The 15,405-nt window shown below is 64.4% G+C and carries 10 protein-coding genes and 2 pseudogenes; 5 read left to right on the top strand and 7 right to left on the bottom strand.

The genetic code is table 11. From position 1 onward, the window contains the following. The first annotated feature begins 232 nt into the window (after nucleotides 1–232). Together FXB38_RS12740 and FXB38_RS12735 are read left to right on the top strand one after the other, a co-directional pair. On the top strand, nucleotides 233–1,426 hold the full coding sequence (locus FXB38_RS12740) for a CaiB/BaiF CoA transferase family protein (protein ID WP_148751203.1): 1,194 nt from the start codon (nucleotides 233–235) through the stop codon (nucleotides 1,424–1,426). Between the two features lie 239 nt (nucleotides 1,427–1,665). Further along, nucleotides 1,666–2,595 carry a dTDP-4-dehydrorhamnose reductase family protein gene (locus tag FXB38_RS12735; RefSeq protein ID WP_148751202.1) on the top strand — a complete coding sequence of 310 codons (930 nt, stop codon included), beginning with the start codon at nucleotides 1,666–1,668 and terminating at the stop codon, nucleotides 2,593–2,595. A gap of 288 nt (nucleotides 2,596–2,883) precedes the next feature. Here the strand turns inward: FXB38_RS12735 and FXB38_RS12730 are convergent, their stop codons facing one another. The 7 genes and pseudogenes from FXB38_RS12730 to FXB38_RS12700 all read right to left on the bottom strand — a co-directional run bounded on the left by FXB38_RS12730 (nucleotide 2,884) and on the right by FXB38_RS12700 (nucleotide 10,831). Next, on the bottom strand, nucleotides 2,884–4,401 hold the full coding sequence (locus tag FXB38_RS12730; protein WP_148751201.1) for a tripartite tricarboxylate transporter permease: 1,518 nt from the start codon (nucleotides 4,399–4,401) through the stop codon (nucleotides 2,884–2,886). Between the two features lie 11 nt (nucleotides 4,402–4,412). Then, nucleotides 4,413–4,955 carry a tripartite tricarboxylate transporter TctB family protein gene (locus FXB38_RS12725; protein WP_148751200.1) on the bottom strand — a complete coding sequence of 181 codons (543 nt, stop codon included), beginning with the start codon at nucleotides 4,953–4,955 and terminating at the stop codon, nucleotides 4,413–4,415. A 72-nt stretch (nucleotides 4,956–5,027) separates the two neighbouring features. Next, a complete protein-coding gene (locus FXB38_RS12720; RefSeq protein WP_430640170.1) occupies nucleotides 5,028–6,002 on the bottom strand; it encodes a Bug family tripartite tricarboxylate transporter substrate binding protein in 975 nt (324 codons plus the stop codon). Nucleotides 6,003–6,156: 154 nt separating this feature from the next. Further along, nucleotides 6,157–6,954: an enoyl-CoA hydratase/isomerase family protein gene (locus tag FXB38_RS12715; protein ID WP_148751198.1), complete on the bottom strand. Its 798-nt coding sequence runs from the start codon at nucleotides 6,952–6,954 to the stop codon at nucleotides 6,157–6,159. A gap of 24 nt (nucleotides 6,955–6,978) precedes the next feature. Next, nucleotides 6,979–8,178, bottom strand: coding sequence for a pyridoxal-phosphate-dependent aminotransferase family protein (locus FXB38_RS12710; protein WP_148751197.1), 1,200 nt, complete (start codon nucleotides 8,176–8,178; stop codon nucleotides 6,979–6,981). A gap of 115 nt (nucleotides 8,179–8,293) precedes the next feature. Further along, nucleotides 8,294–9,576, bottom strand: a pseudogene (locus FXB38_RS12705) (MFS transporter). 52 nt (nucleotides 9,577–9,628) lie between these two features. Continuing rightward, nucleotides 9,629–10,831, bottom strand: coding sequence for a pyridoxal-phosphate-dependent aminotransferase family protein (locus tag FXB38_RS12700; protein ID WP_354083169.1), 1,203 nt, complete (start codon nucleotides 10,829–10,831; stop codon nucleotides 9,629–9,631). Between the two features lie 133 nt (nucleotides 10,832–10,964). Between FXB38_RS12700 and FXB38_RS12695 the strand changes: the two genes are divergently transcribed. The 3 genes and pseudogenes from FXB38_RS12695 to FXB38_RS12685 all read left to right on the top strand — a co-directional run bounded on the left by FXB38_RS12695 (nucleotide 10,965) and on the right by FXB38_RS12685 (nucleotide 15,212). Next, entirely contained in the window at nucleotides 10,965–11,714 is a 750-nt protein-coding gene (locus FXB38_RS12695; protein ID WP_187434837.1) for a GntR family transcriptional regulator, read from the top strand. A 105-nt stretch (nucleotides 11,715–11,819) separates the two neighbouring features. Further along, a pseudogene (locus FXB38_RS12690) lies at nucleotides 11,820–14,791 on the top strand (FAD-binding and (Fe-S)-binding domain-containing protein). After that, complete coding sequence (locus tag FXB38_RS12685) at nucleotides 14,784–15,212, top strand: GlcG/HbpS family heme-binding protein (RefSeq protein WP_148751194.1); 429 nt, start codon at nucleotides 14,784–14,786, stop codon at nucleotides 15,210–15,212. The pseudogene FXB38_RS12690 and the gene FXB38_RS12685 overlap by 8 nt, the downstream one beginning before the upstream one ends. The last annotated feature ends 193 nt before the right edge of the window (nucleotides 15,213–15,405 follow it).

Below are 15,405 nucleotides of genomic sequence, written 5' to 3'. Positions count from 1 at the left end.
TTTCAACGGAACCGGTAAAGGCGACCGACGGAGCAAACAATTTATTTATCATGTGCCATGCACCAAATCGAGGACAGCTGCCGTGAGTTGCGGGTTCCCGGCGGAAACCCTCATTGCTGTGCGCCGGGGCAGCCTTGCCAGCGTCTCCCGCGGGGACGCCATTGAACTTCTGCTAGATTTGCTCGATCAAAAGATTGCAGTACCGCCAGCCCCTCCCCGGAGACTCCCGAAAATGCCAGTCCCGCATGCCTCCCAGGCTCTGTCGCGTTTCACCGTGCTCGATCTGACCCGCGTGCGGTCCGGCCCCACCTGCGTGCGACAGCTGGCGGACTGGGGCGCCAATGTCATCAAGATCGACGCGCTCACCGAGGATGCCGGCGGCGAGCAGCCGGGCGGGCCGAGGCAAGGGGCCGACTTCCAGAATTTGCACCGCAACAAGCGGGCGGTGACGCTGAACCTGAAGGACGAGCGCGGCCTCGCCGTGTTCACGCGTCTCGCCGCCAAGGCCGACGTCGTGGTCGAGAATTTCCGGCCCGACGTGAAGAAGAAGCTCGGCATCGATTACGAGAGCCTGCGCGAGATCAACCCGCGCATCGTCTATGGCAGCATTTCCGGCTTCGGCCAGGACGGCCCCTATCACAAGCGGCCGGGCTTCGATCAGATCGCGCAGGGCATGGGCGGGCTGATGTCGATCACCGGCGCGCCGGGCGAAGGCCCGATGCGGGTCGGCATTCCCGTTGCCGACCTCACCGCCGGCCTGTTCTGCGCCATGGGCATCCTCACCGCGCTGCTCGAGCGCGAGGTTTCCGGCACGGGCCAGTGGGTGCAGACGTCGCTGCTCCAGGCCCAGATCTTTATGCTGGACTTCCAAGCCGCGCGCTGGCTGATGGAGAAGGAAGTTGCCAGGCAGGCCGGCAACAACCATCCGACCAGCATCCCGACCGGCGTGTTCAAGACCACGGACGGCTACATCAACATCGCCACGACGGGCGGGCGGATCTGGGAGCGCTGTGCGCAGGCGATCGGCGCGCCGGAACTCTACAGCCATCCCGATTATGCGACGGCCCCCGCCCGTTCCAAGAACCGCGATGCGCTCAACGCCGAGATCGAGAAGCGCACATTGACGAAGTCGACCGAGACCTGGGTACGCGAATTCAACGAGGCCGGTGTGCCCTGCGGGCCGATCTACGCCATCGACCAGGTGTTCGAGGACGCCCAGGTCAGGCATCTCGGCATCGCCCAGAACGTGCCGAACGAAGAAGACCGCCAGATCCGCCTGGTCGGCCAGCCCGTCACGCTGTCGCGCACGCCGAGCAAGATGGCGGCGCGGCCGCCGGAATTCGGCGAGCAGACTGACGAGGTGCTCACCGAGTTCGGCTTCAATGCCGAGGAAATCGCGAAGCTAAGACAGGCCAAGGTGGTGTAGGCGTCTGCGCGGCCAACCCGCAAAAAGGCGCGGGCCCCTCGCGGAGCCTGCGCGCAATCGGCGGGAACTGGTGTCTCGGAAGCTGCCCGTTGCGGATGAGGAGGTGAAAACCTGGTGTGATTGGTCATGAAAAATCCTGCCTGCGTTTGCCATGAAGTCCGGATTTTCTTGACAGACCGGTGAGATAGATGCCATCCGCTGAGATATTCGGCCACGTCAATCGTGAGTGGAAATGAAGAATGTCGTCGGAATTGCCGCCTGATCCACGCACGGCTCGCCGCGCCCCGCACGTGCTCGTGCTCGGGGCGACGGGTATGCTTGGGCACAAGCTTGTCCACAGGCTGGCGGCGCAGGGCTTGCAGGTTTCCGGAACGATCCGTTCGTCTTCGATTCCCGATACGCCCGCGGCCCGATTGGCCCTGGCTGGCGCACACCAGATCCAGCCGAATGTAGATGTTCTGCAGGACACGGCGCTCCAGGCCGCGATCGAGGCGGCAAATCCTGATGTCGTGATCAATGCGGTCGGCGTCATCAAGCAGATTGATCTGGCCAAGGACGCCATTACATCGATCGCGACCAACGCGATGCTTCCGCACAGAGCCGCAGCACTTTGCAGGAAGCGAGGCGCCCGCCTGATCCAGTTCAGCACCGATTGCGTGTTCGCTGGCCGGAAGGGTCCATTCGCGGAAAACTCGCCTACCGATGCCGAGGATCTGTACGGACGCAGCAAGCTGCTGGGCGAAGTTTCGGGGCCAGACTGCCTGACCATTCGGTCGTCCATCGTCGGCAGGGAACTGCGCGGACGCTCCAGTCTGATCGAATGGTTCCTGTCGCAACGCGGCGGGCACGCGAAGGGATTCGCCGGCGCTCGCTATACCGGTCTTACGACCAACGCCATGTCGGATCTGGTCGGCAAATTGATTACAGAGCATCCGGACGTCGATGGCGTCTGGCATGTTGCCTCGGAGCCGATCAGCAAATACGAGCTTTTGCAGATCGTGAACGCTCAATACGGGCTCGGCGTGGCCCTCGAGCGCGACGAAAAGTTTTTCTGCGATCGCAGGCTTGACGGCAGCAACTTCGCCAAGCGAACCGGATTCCGTGCATCCGACTGGCAAACCATGATCAGGGAAATGCACGACGACCCGACGCCCTACGATGGGCATTGAAACGCCGCGGTCGTAGGGGCCACATTCGGCCCCGCCACACACAATTCCTTGCGTTGCCCCGCGGGCAGATTTCACCGTGGGTCAATCGAAGAAGGGGTATAATTATACTGCAAAAATCCGCGCCGGAATTCTGCATCGATTTTTGCTGATGGTCAGTCAACGCGGTGATCGGCGCGATATCGAACACCCAGTGCGAACTCTGCCAGTTGTAGCGGCCTGGCCGCCCGCGACGGCGCCATTCAAGTCGAACGATATATAATTGATATCAAAGAACATTGTCCCGCAGGCCTAGCGCGATATCGTCCTGCTCCGCTGCATCCATCCGATGCGGGCGAGCAGCCCATCGATCGCCGGCCAGAACAGCAACACGATCGCCAGCGTCGTGATCGAGCCGACCAATCCGTTCGACCAAAACACTTTGAGCTCGCCGCCCGAGCCGATCATCGACAGGCGGAAGGCGTCCTCGGCGCGGCTACCGAGCACGAGTGCCAGTGTGAACGGCGCCAAGGGAATGCCGATCTTCTTGAAGACGTAGCCGACGACACCGAAGCCGAGCATCAGCCAGATGTCGAACATCGCATTCTGGATCGCATAGGCGCCGATCGCGCAGGACGCCACGATCATCGGCGCCACCGCCGCGAACGGCACACGTAGGATCGAGGCGAAGATCGGCACCGTGGTCAGAACCAGCACGAGACCGACGACATTGCCGAGATACATCGAGGCGATCAGGCCCCAGACGAAATCCTTGTGCTCGACGAACAGCAGCGGTCCGGGATTGAGCCCCCACACCATCAACCCGCCGAGCAGGATCGCAGCGGTGCCGGACCCGGGAATGCCAAGCGCCAGCATCGGCAGCAGCGCCGAGGTGCCGGAGGCATGCGCTGCCGTCTCCGGCGCGAACACGCCCTCGATGCGGCCCTTGCCAAAGCTCTCGGGATCCTTGGAGAAACGCTTGGCGAGATTATAGCCCATGAAGGACGCCGCAATCGCGCCGCCCGGGGTGATGCCGAGCCAGCAACCGATGAAGGAGGAGCGCAACAGCGTCACCCAGTATTTCGGCAGGTCCTTCCACACGCTCAGCACCACGCGCAGCGAAATGCTGGCCGCGTGGCCACGCAGCGCCAACCGCTCCTCCATCGTCAGCAGGATCTCGCTGATGCCGAACAGGCCGATGACGGCCACGAGAAAGTTGATGCCGCGCAAGAGCTCGGACGAGCCGAAGGTCATGCGCAGCTGGCCCGACACCGTGTCCATGCCTATGCCTGCGAGCAACAGCCCGAGCGACATCGAGATGAGCGTCTTGTGCTTGGCCTCGCGCCCGAGGCCGACGAAGGAGCAGAAGGTCAAGAGATACACTGCGAAGAACTCGGGCGGGCCGAACTTCAGCGCAAAGGATGAGATCATCGGCGCGAGGAAGGTGATGAGCAGCACCGCGACCAGCGAGCCGATGAAGGACGACGTGAACGCCGCGGTCAGCGCCTCCGCCGCCCTGCCCTGCTGCGCCATCGGATAGCCGTCGAAGGTGGTGGCGACCGACCAGGCTTCACCAGGGATGTTGAACAGGATCGAGGTGATCGCGCCGCCGAACAGCGCGCCCCAGTAGATGCAGGACAGCATCACGATCGCCGAGGTCGGATCCATCGTGAAGGTGAGCGGCAGCAGGATCGCAACGCCGTTGGGGCCGCCGAGGCCCGGCAGCACGCCGACGAAGATGCCGAGCACGAGCCCGACCATCATCAGCACGAGCGTCTTCCACGTGAGCAGGACGGCGAAGCCGTGGAGCAGGAGACCGAAAGCTTCCATCGCGGGTCCGCCTAGTAGCCGAAGGCCGCTTCGAGCGGGCCCTTCGGCATGATGACGTCGAAGGCGATGTCGAAGGTGACGAACATGATCGCCGTGAACAGGAAGGCGGTGACCAGCGACTTCCACAGCGCGATCTTGCCGATCGCCCGCATAAAGCCCGCGATCAGCAGGAAGCTCGCGACGTAGAGACCGAGGAACTGCGTTACCAGGCAGAACAGCAGCGTCGGCACGAACACCGCCATCACCCGGCGCGCCTGCGCGCGCGTGACGAAGGTTTCGGCGGCCCCGCGGCGCGCGAGGAGCGCGGCGATCAGGCCATAGAGGCTGCCGCCGCCGAGGACGAGGCAGAGATAGAACGGGAAATAGCCGGGCTCAGGCCCGGTCGAATCCCAGGATGCCCCGGTCCGCCAATTGTCGTAGCCGAGGATTGCGGCCAGCGCGAGCAGCAGCAGGCAGACGATAATTTCGACCGTGCCCGAGCTCGTGACGGAAGGCGAGTTTTCCTCAGGCGCGGTCGGATCGTCGACGACGATTTCAAGATCGGTTTGGGACATGCTCTCTTAAGGACGGAGTGCGGTCAATTCTCGCTCTCTCCGCAAGAACGGGAAGAGGGAGAAAAGGGAAAGTTACTTCGCGACGAATCCGGCTTCCATCATCAGTGACTTGTTGGTGGCGTCGTCCTCCTCGAGGAATTGCATCATGTCCTTGCCGGTGAGGAAGATCGGCTTCAATGCCTGCTTTTCCATGTAGTCCTTGTATTCGACGGTCTGCGTCACCTTGTGGAACAGCTCGACATAGAACGCCTGCTGCTCCGGCGTGACCTTGCCGGGCAGGAACATCGCGCGCAGCATCAGATACTGGACGTCGATGCCCTCCTCCTTGCAGGTCGGGATGTCGGCCCAGGACTGCGTGTCGGTCACCTTGCTGGTGTAGGCGATGCGCTCCTTGTCGAACACGCAGAGCGGTCGCACCTGGCCGGCGCGCCAGACTTCGAGATTTTCGCTAGGGTTATTGACGTTGGATTCGGTGTGGTTGCCGACGAGCTGGGTCGCGGCCTCGCCGCCGGACTTGTAGGGCAGGTAGGAGAATTTCGCACCGGTCTTCTGCTCGAGGAAAACGGTCAGCACGTGATCCTCGCGCTTGGAGCCGGTGCCGCCCATCTTGAACGGTACGGCGGCCGCCTTCGCGGCGTCGACGAATTCCTTCACCGTCTTCGGGCCGGCGCTGTTGTCCCACAGCACGAACTGGTCGAGCGCGATCACCGAGACCGGGGTCAGCTCGCGCCAGTTGAACGGGATCTTGGCCGACAGCGGCAGCATGTAGATCAGCGAATAGGCGATCAGCACCTTGTTCGGATCGCCCTCGCTGGACTTCATGTACATCAGCGCTTCCGCACCCGACGCGCCGCCCTTGAGCGAGACCACCATCGGCTGCTTCATCAGATCGTTCTTCTGGATCGCGGCCTGCATCATCCGCGCCATCTGGTCGGAGGCGCCGCCCGCGCCCGCGGCCACGACGATCTCGACCGGCTTGGTGGGCTCCCAGCCGGCAAAGGCTGGCGCGCTCAACAACAAGGCCGTCGCAGCTCCGACGGCTTTCACTGGAATTCGCACGAGTTTCGTCCCCTGGTTCTTATTGGCTTTGTGACGCCGGGAAATCTATCGATGCATTGTGCGGACTAAAGATCGCGAGTTCAAGCAGGCGGACATTCGGCCGCATATGACTTTCGGCTGACGAAGCGCGCGCTACTTGCCCCTACTTGCCCTTCCAGTTCGGCGTGCGCTTGTTGAGGAAGGCGTCCATGCCTTCGCGGAAATCTTCGCTCATATAGGCCTTGAGGATCAGGTCCTCGCCCTGTTCGCGCGACAGCGTGGGGCGGATGCGGCGCACCGCTTCCTTGGTCGTTTCGAGGGTCAGCGGAGCGTGGCTCGCGACGAGCTTTGCGGTCTCGTCGGCGCGGCGCTGCAGCGTCTCGACATCAGGGACGATTTCGGTGAGCAGCCCGAGCGACAGCGCTTCCTGCGCCTCGACCAGCCGCGCCCTGAAGATCAGATCCTTGGTGCGTGCGGGACCCACCAGCGAAACGACGCGGCTGATATTGGACATCGACAGGCAGTTGCCGAGCGTGCGCGCGATCGGGAAACCCATGCGCGTCGTCTCGGTGCCGATCCGGAGATCGCAGCAGGCGGCGATGCCGGCGCCGCCACCGGTGCAGGCCCCCGCAATGGCCGCGATCACGGGCACGCGGCACTGCTCGAGCGTCCCGAGCACGCGGTCGATCCGCGCCTCGTAGTCGAGCGCATCCTGCGCCGTCTTGAACGCGCGGAATTGCGAGATGTCCGTGCCGGAGGCAAACGCCTTGTCGCCGGCGCCGGTGAGGATCAGCGCCTTGATCGAGCGGTCGGCCTTGATCTCCTGGCAGATCTCCGCCATGCGGTCATACATGGCGAAGGTCATGGCGTTGCGCGCCTGCGGGCGGTTGAAGGTGATCCGCGCGATGCCGTCCGTGACGGAGTAGAGCAGGTCTTCGTTAGCAGTCGTCGGTGCGTTCATCGCGCGCTCACTTTCCAAGTTAGTTCAGGCCACCTGAGCTTTGGCCATCGGCACCGCGTCGCGTCCCTTCAGGACGTCCATGGCCGCCAGCACGCCGCCGCTCCGGTGCGGAATCTTTGCAAGATCCAGGCCCATCTCGACGCCGGCGAGCGTGCCCATCAGCATCAGATCGTTGAAATGGCCGATATGGCCGATGCGGAACACCTTGCCCTTGACCTTGTTCAGGCCGGTGCCGAGCGACATGTCGAAGTTTTCCAGCACCACCTTGCGGAAGGCGTCAGCGTCGTGGCCGTCAGGCACGCGCACGCCGGTCAGCGCCGGCGAATGCGCGGCGGGATCGGCGCACTGCGTCTCGAGACCCCAGACCTTGGCCGCCGCGCGCGTCGCCGCGCTGTGACGCTTGTGGCGGGACCAGACGTTCTCCAGCCCCTCCTCTTCCAGCATCTTGACCGCTTCGCGCAGGCCATAGAGCAGATTGGTCGCAGGCGTGTAGGGGAAGGTGCCGAGCTTATTGAAGGAGATCACTTCCTGCCAGTCCCAATAGGAGCGCATGCCGGGATTGGCTTTGGCGACGTTGAGCGCCTTCTCCGAGACGGCGTTGAAGCCGAGACCGGGCGGCAGCATCAGGCCCTTCTGCGAGCCGGCGACCGAGACGTCGATGCCCCAGGCATCGTGCTCGTATTCCATCGAGCCGAGGCCGGAGATGGTGTCGACCATCAGCAGCGCCGGATGTTTTGTGCGGTCGAGCAGCTTGCGCACTTCGAGCGGCGGCGTCACGCAGCCGGTCGAGGTCTCGTTGTGGACGACGCAGACCGCCTTGATCGCGTGCTGCTTGTCGGCGACGAGGCGCTTCTCGATCTCGGCGAGGTCGGCGCCGCGGCGCCAGTCGCTCGGGATGAAGTCGACGTCGAGCTTGAACTTGTCGGCGATGCCGCGCCACAACACGGCGAACTGGCCGGTCTCGCACATCAAAACCTTGTCGCTGGGCGCGAGCACGTTCACCATCGCCGCTTCCCAGGCGCCGGTGCCGGACGAGGGGAAGATGATCACGGGCTGCTTGGTGCGGAACACGCGCTGCATCGCCGCAAGCGCGGCAAAACCAAGCTCGGCAAACTCCGCACCGCGATGGTCCAGCGTCGGCATGTCCATCGCCCGCAGCACGCGGTCGGGCACGTTGGTCGGTCCTGGAATCTGGAGAAAATGCCTTCCAGTATGCACGGTCATAGGCGTCCTTCCCGGTCTAGCCTTGTTTTGATGGCCGCCGAATAGCACCATTTGACCGGCTTGTCCCCTCTCCAAAGGGCGACTCCCATGCGTAACCGGGGACCCTCCGCCGCTCCTACTCCGCGGCCACCACCTTGCCGGACGGCAGGCGCCCCTCGGCCTCAGTAAACGGGCGTTCCGGGTGCATCAGGAAGGCCGAGAGGCCGCCGAGCAGCAGCAGCCCCATCGACATCAGGAACGGCAGGTACCAGTTTCCGGTCGCATCGATCACGAAGCCGGCGACCAGCGGGGGACGATGGCTGCAAAGGCTGAGCCGGTGTTCATGAGTCCCGACGCGGTCCCCGAATATTTTGGGGCAATGTCCATCGGGATCGACCACATCGGGCCGATCACGAGCTCGGCGCAGAAGAAGCCGGCCGACAGGCACAGCGCCACGATCGTGATGTCGTGGACGAACAGGATGGGGAACAGCGAGAGCAGCGCCCCCGCAAATCCCGTGACGGTGACGCTGAGCCGCGCCAGCCGGACATTGCCGGTGCGGTCGAGGATCTTGTCCGAGATCACGCCGCCGACGCTGTCGCCGATCACACCGGCGAAGAAGACGCCGGAGGCGAACAACGCCGAGTTCTTGATGTCGAGATTGTAGTTGTTCTTGAAGAACAGCGGCAGCCAGTTGAGATAGAGCCACAGGCACCAGCCGTAGCAGAAATAGGTCAGCGTCACCGGCCACATCCGCCCCAACAGCGGGCCCCAGGGCACGCGCGGACGCTCGCCGGTCGGGCGCGGCGGCAGTGCGGCGAGCTCTGCTTCCGTGATGGCAGCGTGGTCTTTCGGCTCGTTGCGGAAGTACCAGACCCAGATCACGCCCCAGACGAGGCTGACGAAGCCGAGCACGACGAACGCGCCGCGCCAGGTCAGCCACAGGATCAGGAGCGCCACCACCGGCGGCGTCACGGCATTGCCGAGCCGGGCGAAGGAATGGGTCAGGCCTTGCGCAAATCCACGGCGGTTTGCCGGTGTCCAGTACTGCATCGCGCGCGTCGCGGTCGGGAACGTCGCGCCCTCGCCGAAGCCGAGCGCGAAGCGCGCGACGAACAGTGCGGCAAGTCCGTTGACGAAGCCGGTCGAGATGGTGGCAACCGCCCAGATCATGCCGCACCAGAACAGCGTCTTGCGCGGCCCGAAACGGTCACCGACCCAGCCGCCGATCACTTGAAACAAGAGATAAGGATAGGCGAAGGCGGAGAAGACCAGGCCGAGCTGCGTATTGGAGAGAGCGAGCTCCTTCTGGATCTCGCTCGCCGCGGTGCCGATGTTCACCCGGTCGACATAGGTGATGAAATACATCGCGCAGAGCATCGCCAGCACGACGTGCGTGGCCTTGAACCGAATTCCCATCTCCACCCCTCCTGATCGCTTTTTATGATTGGCTTTGCGTGTCCCTGCGCAATTAGGTGCCGACCACTTTCAGATGCGGCGATGCATTGCCCTGCGGGCGCTGCTCCAGGAGCTTCATCGCGACGTCGACGCCGCCGGAGCGGTGCGGCACGCCGGCAACCGACAGGCCCATCTCCACGCCGGTGAGCGCGCCGAGCAGCGTCAGCGCATTGCATTCACCGAGATGACCGATGCGGAAGACCTTTCCGGCAACCTTCGACAGGCCCGAGCCGAGCGACATGTTGTAACTCTCGAGCACGATCTTGCGGAGCTGGTCGGCGTCATGGCCGGGCGGCATCAGCACCGCGGTCAGCACCGGCGAGAATTCGGCTGGCTCCTGGCACAGCACTTCGAGCCCCCAATGATTGACGGCGGCGCGCGTTGCGGCGGCGAGCCGCTGATGACGCGCGAACACGTTGTCGAGCCCCTCTTCGAGCAGCATCGCGATCGCCTCGCGCAGGCCGTAAAGCAGGTTGGTCGCGGGCGTGTAGGGGAAGAAGCCGTTGGCGTTCGGCTTGAGCATCTCCTCCCAGTCGAAATAGGAGCGCGGCATCTTGTTGGTCTTCGCAGCCGCACGGGCCTTCTCCGAGATCGCGTTGAAGCCAAGGCCGGGCGGCAGCATGAACCCCTTCTGCGAGCAGCTGACGCTGACATCGACCTTCCACTCGTCGTGGCGGTAGTCGACCGAGCCGAGCGAGGAGATGGTGTCGACCATGAGCAGCGCCGGATGGCCCGTGCGGTCGATCGCGGCACGGATCTCGGCGATGCGGCTGGTCGCACCGGTCGAGGTCTCGTTGTGTACGACCATCACTGCCTTGATCGCGCGCGCCTTGTCCTCGGTGAGTTTGGCTTCGATCACGGCCGGATCGGCGCCGCGGCGCCAGTCGCCGGGCACGAAATCGACCTCGATGCCGAAGCGGCCCGCCATCTGCCGCCACAGCGTGGCGAAATGGCCGGTCTCGACCATCAGCACCTTGTCGCCCGGCGACAGCGTGTTGACGATCGCGGCCTCCCAGGCGCCGGTCCCCGAGGAAGGGAAGATCACGACGGGGCCCGCGGTTTGGAAAATCTTTTGGCTGCCTTCGAGCACGGTGCGGCCGAGCTCGCCGAATTCCGCGCTCCGGTGGTCGATGACAGGCATGTCCATGGCGCGAAGAACGCGCTCGGGGACCGGGCTCGGGCCCGGAATTTGAAGGAAATGGCGTCCCTGATGCATGAAAACCTCCCTGGCGGCGGATTCTGGCCGGCTCTGTTGGCCATTTTGCATTCATTTTTTGTCATTTCAATCGAAATTTGGTATTCGATTGCGGCCGTCGACGCGACCCAACGGGCAAACTACTGTGCTGCAAATGAAATCCACGATTCCCGACACCGGGGTTCCGATCACCCCGCCCGCCACAAATGGCGGCGACCGCCAAGAAAACCGTCACGAGGCCTCGCTCCATGGCGAGATCCTGCTGCGGCTGCGCGACTACGTCGTGGAAGGCAACATTCCCGACGGTGCCCGCGTTCCCGAGCGCCAGCTCTGCGAGATGTTCGGCATCTCCCGCACGCCCCTGCGCGAGGCATTAAAGGTGCTCGCGGCCGAGGGCCTGATCGAGCTGCTACCCAATCGCGGCGCCCGCATCCGCCAGCTCAGCCAGCGCGACCTGGAAGAGCTGTTCGACGTCATGGCGGGACTGGAGAGCCTCGCCGGGCGCCTCGCCTGCGAGGCCATTACGGACGAAGAGATCAGCGCGATCGAGCAGCTGCATTACGAGATGTACGGCCACTATCTGCATCGCGACATGCACGGCTATTTCCAGGCCAACCAGCGCATCCACGAGAGCATCGTCGCGGCCGCGCGCAACGAGACGCTGAAGACCGCCTACGCCAACTTTGCCGGACGAATCCGCCGGGTCCGTTACTCCGCCAATTTCGCCCGCAAGCGGCAGCGCTGGGCGGAGGCGATGCGCGAGCACGAGGCGATCCTGGACGCACTGCGCCGCCGCGCCGCGAGCGAGCTCAGCGACATCCTGTTCCAGCACCTGCGCAACAAGCGGACGGCCGCGATCGAGCACCTGGCCGAATCCGAAGACGACGCACCGGCGGCACCCTAAGGGGTAGCCGGCTTGCTCATTTTGAATTCATAATATAATCGGTCAGAAACAAGAATGAATAATCCGACGGGGCCGGGGCCTTGTAGGATCAATCCGGGACCAGGGATGACCAACGCCTCCTCGCTCGAACGGCGCCTGCGCGCGGACATGACCGGCGACGTCCTGTTCGATCGCTTCAGCCGCGGCCGCTACGCTACTGACGCCTCGTTCTATCAGATCGTGCCGTCCGGCGTCGTGGTCCCCAAGACCATGGACGAGGCGCTGCGGGCCCTGGCGATCGCCCGCGACGAGGGCGTGAAGGTCACCCCGCGCGGTGGCGGCACCTCGCAATGCGGCCAGACCGTCAACGATGGCCTCGTCGTCGATCTCTCAAAACACCTCAACCGCATCCTGTCGCTCGACGTCGAGGGCCGGACCTGCGTGGTCGAGCCCGGCATCGTGCTCGACGACCTCAACCGGCAGCTCAAAAAGCATGGCCTGTGGTTTCCGGTCGACGTCTCGACGGCGTCCCGCGCCACCATCGGCGGCATGGCCGGCAACAATTCCTGCGGCGGCCGCTCGCTTCGCTACGGTACCATGCGCGACAACACGCTGTCGCTGGAGGCCTCGCTCGCCGACGGCACGCTGAGCCGCTTCGGCGAGGTCTCGCGCGATCTCTCCGATCTCGACGCCAGCGGCAGCATGCGCGCCCTGTTCCGCGACATGCTCGATCTGGGCTCGCGCGAGGCCGACGAGATCGCGGCGCGCTTCCCAAAAGTTCAGCGCCGCGTCGGCGGCTACAATCTCGATGCGCTCATCCCGCGCAATGCGCGCAACAACATGGCGCATCTCCTGGTCGGCTCCGAAGGCACGCTCGCCTTCACCACCAAGGTCGAGTTGAAGCTGTGGCCTGTCATCCGCAACAAGGCGCTGGGCGTCTGCCATTTCGGCAGTTTTTACGCGGCGATGGACGCGGCCCAGCACCTGGTCAAGCTGAAGCCGATCGCGGTTGAGTTGGTCGACCGCACCATGATCGCGCTCGGCCGCGACATCGCGATGTTCAAGCCGATCATCAATGCGGCGATCAAGGGCGATCCGGACGCCGTACTGGTGGTCGAGTTCGCCGAGGAGGACCAGGCCGACAATCTATTGCGCCTCAAGCAGCTCGGCGAGCTGATGGGCGATCTCGGCTTCGGCTGGAATAAGGACACGCGCAAATGGGGCGGCGTGGTCGAGATCACCGAGCCCGCCCTGCAGAGCGGCATCGCCGATTTCCGCGCCGCCGGCCTCAACGTCATGATGTCGATGAAGCAGGAGGGCAAGCCGGTCTCCTTCGTCGAGGACTGTGCCGTGCCGCTGCCGCATCTCGCCGACTACACGGCGCAGCTGAACGAGGTGTTTGCCCGGCACGGCACCAGCGGCACGATGTACGCGCACGCCTCCGAAGGCTGCCTGCATGTGCGGCCCGTGTTAAATTTGAAGCTGGAGAAGGACGTCAGGGCGATGCGCGCCATCGCCGAAGAGGCTTTTGCGCTGGTGCGCGAATACAAGGGCTCGCATTCCGGCGAGCATGGCGACGGCCTGGTCCGCTCCGAATTCCACGAGACCATGTTCGGCGAGCGCCTCGTCGCCGACTTCAGGGAGGTGAAGCACCGCTTCGATCCCGACGGTACGCTCAATCCCGGCAAGATCGTCGATGCGCCCAGGATGGACGACCGCTCGCTGTTCCGCTTCAAGCCGGACTATCGCGTCGCGGACATCAGGACAAAGCTCGACTGGTCCGCCTATCCCGGCGCCGGCGGCGGCTTCCAGGGCGCGGTCGAGATGTGCAACAACAACGGGGCCTGCCGCAAGCTCGAGGGCGGCGTGATGTGCCCGTCCTATCGCGCCACACGCAACGAGAAGGATGTCACGCGAGGCCGTGCCAACACCGTGCGGCTCGCGATCTCCGGCCAACTTGGCCCCGACGCGTTGTCCTCCGACGAAATGATGGAGACCCTGAAACTCTGCGTCTCCTGCAAGGCCTGCCGCCACGAATGTCCGACCGGGGTCGACATGGCCAAGATGAAGATCGAGGTGCTGGCCGCGCGCGCGGCCTCGCACGGTCTGACGCTGCGCGATCGGCTGGTCGGCTATCTCCCGCGCTACGCCGGCCTCGCGTCGCGCTTTGCGCCGCTGGCGAACTTGCGCAACCGAAGCCCGCTGCTGCGAAAGCTGTTCGAGCGCTTCGCCGGCATCAGCGCGCGCCGCGCCTGCCCGCCTTCCGTAGCGATGTGTTCGTGGCGCCGGCCGACAGCGTCGGTCCGGAGGCCGGCCGCGAAGTCGTTCTGTTCGCCGACACTTTTAATCGCATCTACGAGCGCGAAAATCTCGAGGCCGCGTTGCGCGTGCTCGCCGCTGGCGGCTATCGCGTGCATATGCCGAAGCCCGCCAGCGGCAGCCGCCCGCTCTGCTGCGGTCGCACGTTCCTGTCCGCCGGGCTGGTCGATGAAGCCGGGTCCGAGCTCGATCGTCTCGTCGCCGCCTTCGCGCCCTTTGCCACGCGCGGGGTGCCGATCATAGGCCTCGAGCCGAGCTGCCTGCTGACGCTCCGCGACGAGCTCGCCTCGCTGCGCAAGGACGATGACGCCAAGGCTGTCGGCGCCCACGCGCTGACCTTCGAGGAGTTTCTGGTGCGCGAGGCGGAAGCCGGCCGGCTGCAACTGCCGCTCGGCACCGTCACTGATAAGGCCGTCGTCCACGGCCATTGCCATCAAAAATCCTTCGGCGCCTTCAAGCCGGTCGAGCAGGTGCTGCGGCTCGTCCCCGGCCTTGAGGTCGAGACCATCGAGTCGAGCTGCTGCGGCATGGCGGGCGCCTTCGGCTACGGCGCGGACACCTATGATGCCTCGATCGAGATGGCCGAGCTGTCGCTGCTGCCGGCGGTGCGCCGCGCAGACCAGAGCACGCTGGTCGTCGCCGACGGCACCTCCTGCCGCCACCAGATCCACGACGGCGCGCAGCGCGAGGCGCTTCACGTCGCCCGCGTGCTGGCGATGAGCCTCGATCGCGCCGAGACCAATTCCACTCCTATTGCAAAGGAACCCAGTTATGGCTGACCTCACGCTCGACACCGCCCGCAAGATACTCGACGCCGCATTGGCGAAGGCGGCCGAGCTGAAGCTCAAGCCGCTCGTCGTCACCGTCCTCGACGCCCGCGGCGTGCTCAAGCTCGCAGCCGCGCAGGACGGCACCAGCCTGATGCGCGCCGAGATCGCCCACGGCAAAGCCTTTGGCGCGCTCGCCATGGGCATGGGTTCGCGCGCTTTGTACCAGCGGGCACAGGAGCAGGCCTATTTCATCGACGCCGTGAACACGATTGCAAAAGGCGCGTTGGTGCCGGTCCCCGGCGGCGTGCTGATCATGGACGGCACGACCCTTCTCGGCGCCGTCGGCGTCTCCGGCGACACGTCGGACAATGACGAGGCGTGTGCCGTGGCGGGCATCCAGGCGGCGGGGTGGAAGGCGAACGCGGGGTAGCCTTGTCCATGCTACTGGAGCGTTGCGCATTCTAAGATGCCAAGAGATAGTGTGCCGCTGGATCGTCGGGGTTCGAATCCCTGGAGCGCTAACCGCCTTTCCCATACCAGCCCAAGCTACGATACCTCATCCAATCTTATCCATAGGGCGGTGCGTGAGCCTCAGGACGACCGCAGCTCTACGCTTAGACGAA

The sequence above is a fragment of the Bradyrhizobium cytisi genome (assembly GCF_008123515.1).
GTDB classification, from domain to species: Bacteria; Pseudomonadota; Alphaproteobacteria; order Rhizobiales; family Xanthobacteraceae; genus Bradyrhizobium; species Bradyrhizobium cytisi.
This window is presented reverse-complemented; position numbering and strand designations above follow the sequence as displayed.

Coding starts and splice junctions, on each gene's coding strand:
- FXB38_RS12730 (WP_148751201.1), bottom strand. CDS start 4,401: ATGGAAGCTTTCGGTCTCCTGCTCCACGGCTTCGCCGTCCTGCTCACG.
- FXB38_RS12715 (WP_148751198.1), bottom strand. CDS start 6,954: ATGAACGCACCGACGACTGCTAACGAAGACCTGCTCTACTCCGTCACG.
- FXB38_RS12685 (WP_148751194.1), top strand. CDS start 14,784: ATGGCTGACCTCACGCTCGACACCGCCCGCAAGATACTCGACGCCGCA.
- FXB38_RS12735 (WP_148751202.1), top strand. CDS start 1,666: ATGTCGTCGGAATTGCCGCCTGATCCACGCACGGCTCGCCGCGCCCCG.
- FXB38_RS12740 (WP_148751203.1), top strand. CDS start 233: ATGCCAGTCCCGCATGCCTCCCAGGCTCTGTCGCGTTTCACCGTGCTC.
- FXB38_RS12725 (WP_148751200.1), bottom strand. CDS start 4,955: ATGTCCCAAACCGATCTTGAAATCGTCGTCGACGATCCGACCGCGCCT.
- FXB38_RS12710 (WP_148751197.1), bottom strand. CDS start 8,178: ATGACCGTGCATACTGGAAGGCATTTTCTCCAGATTCCAGGACCGACC.
- FXB38_RS12695 (WP_187434837.1), top strand. CDS start 10,965: ATGAAATCCACGATTCCCGACACCGGGGTTCCGATCACCCCGCCCGCC.
- FXB38_RS12700 (WP_354083169.1), bottom strand. CDS start 10,831: ATGCATCAGGGACGCCATTTCCTTCAAATTCCGGGCCCGAGCCCGGTC.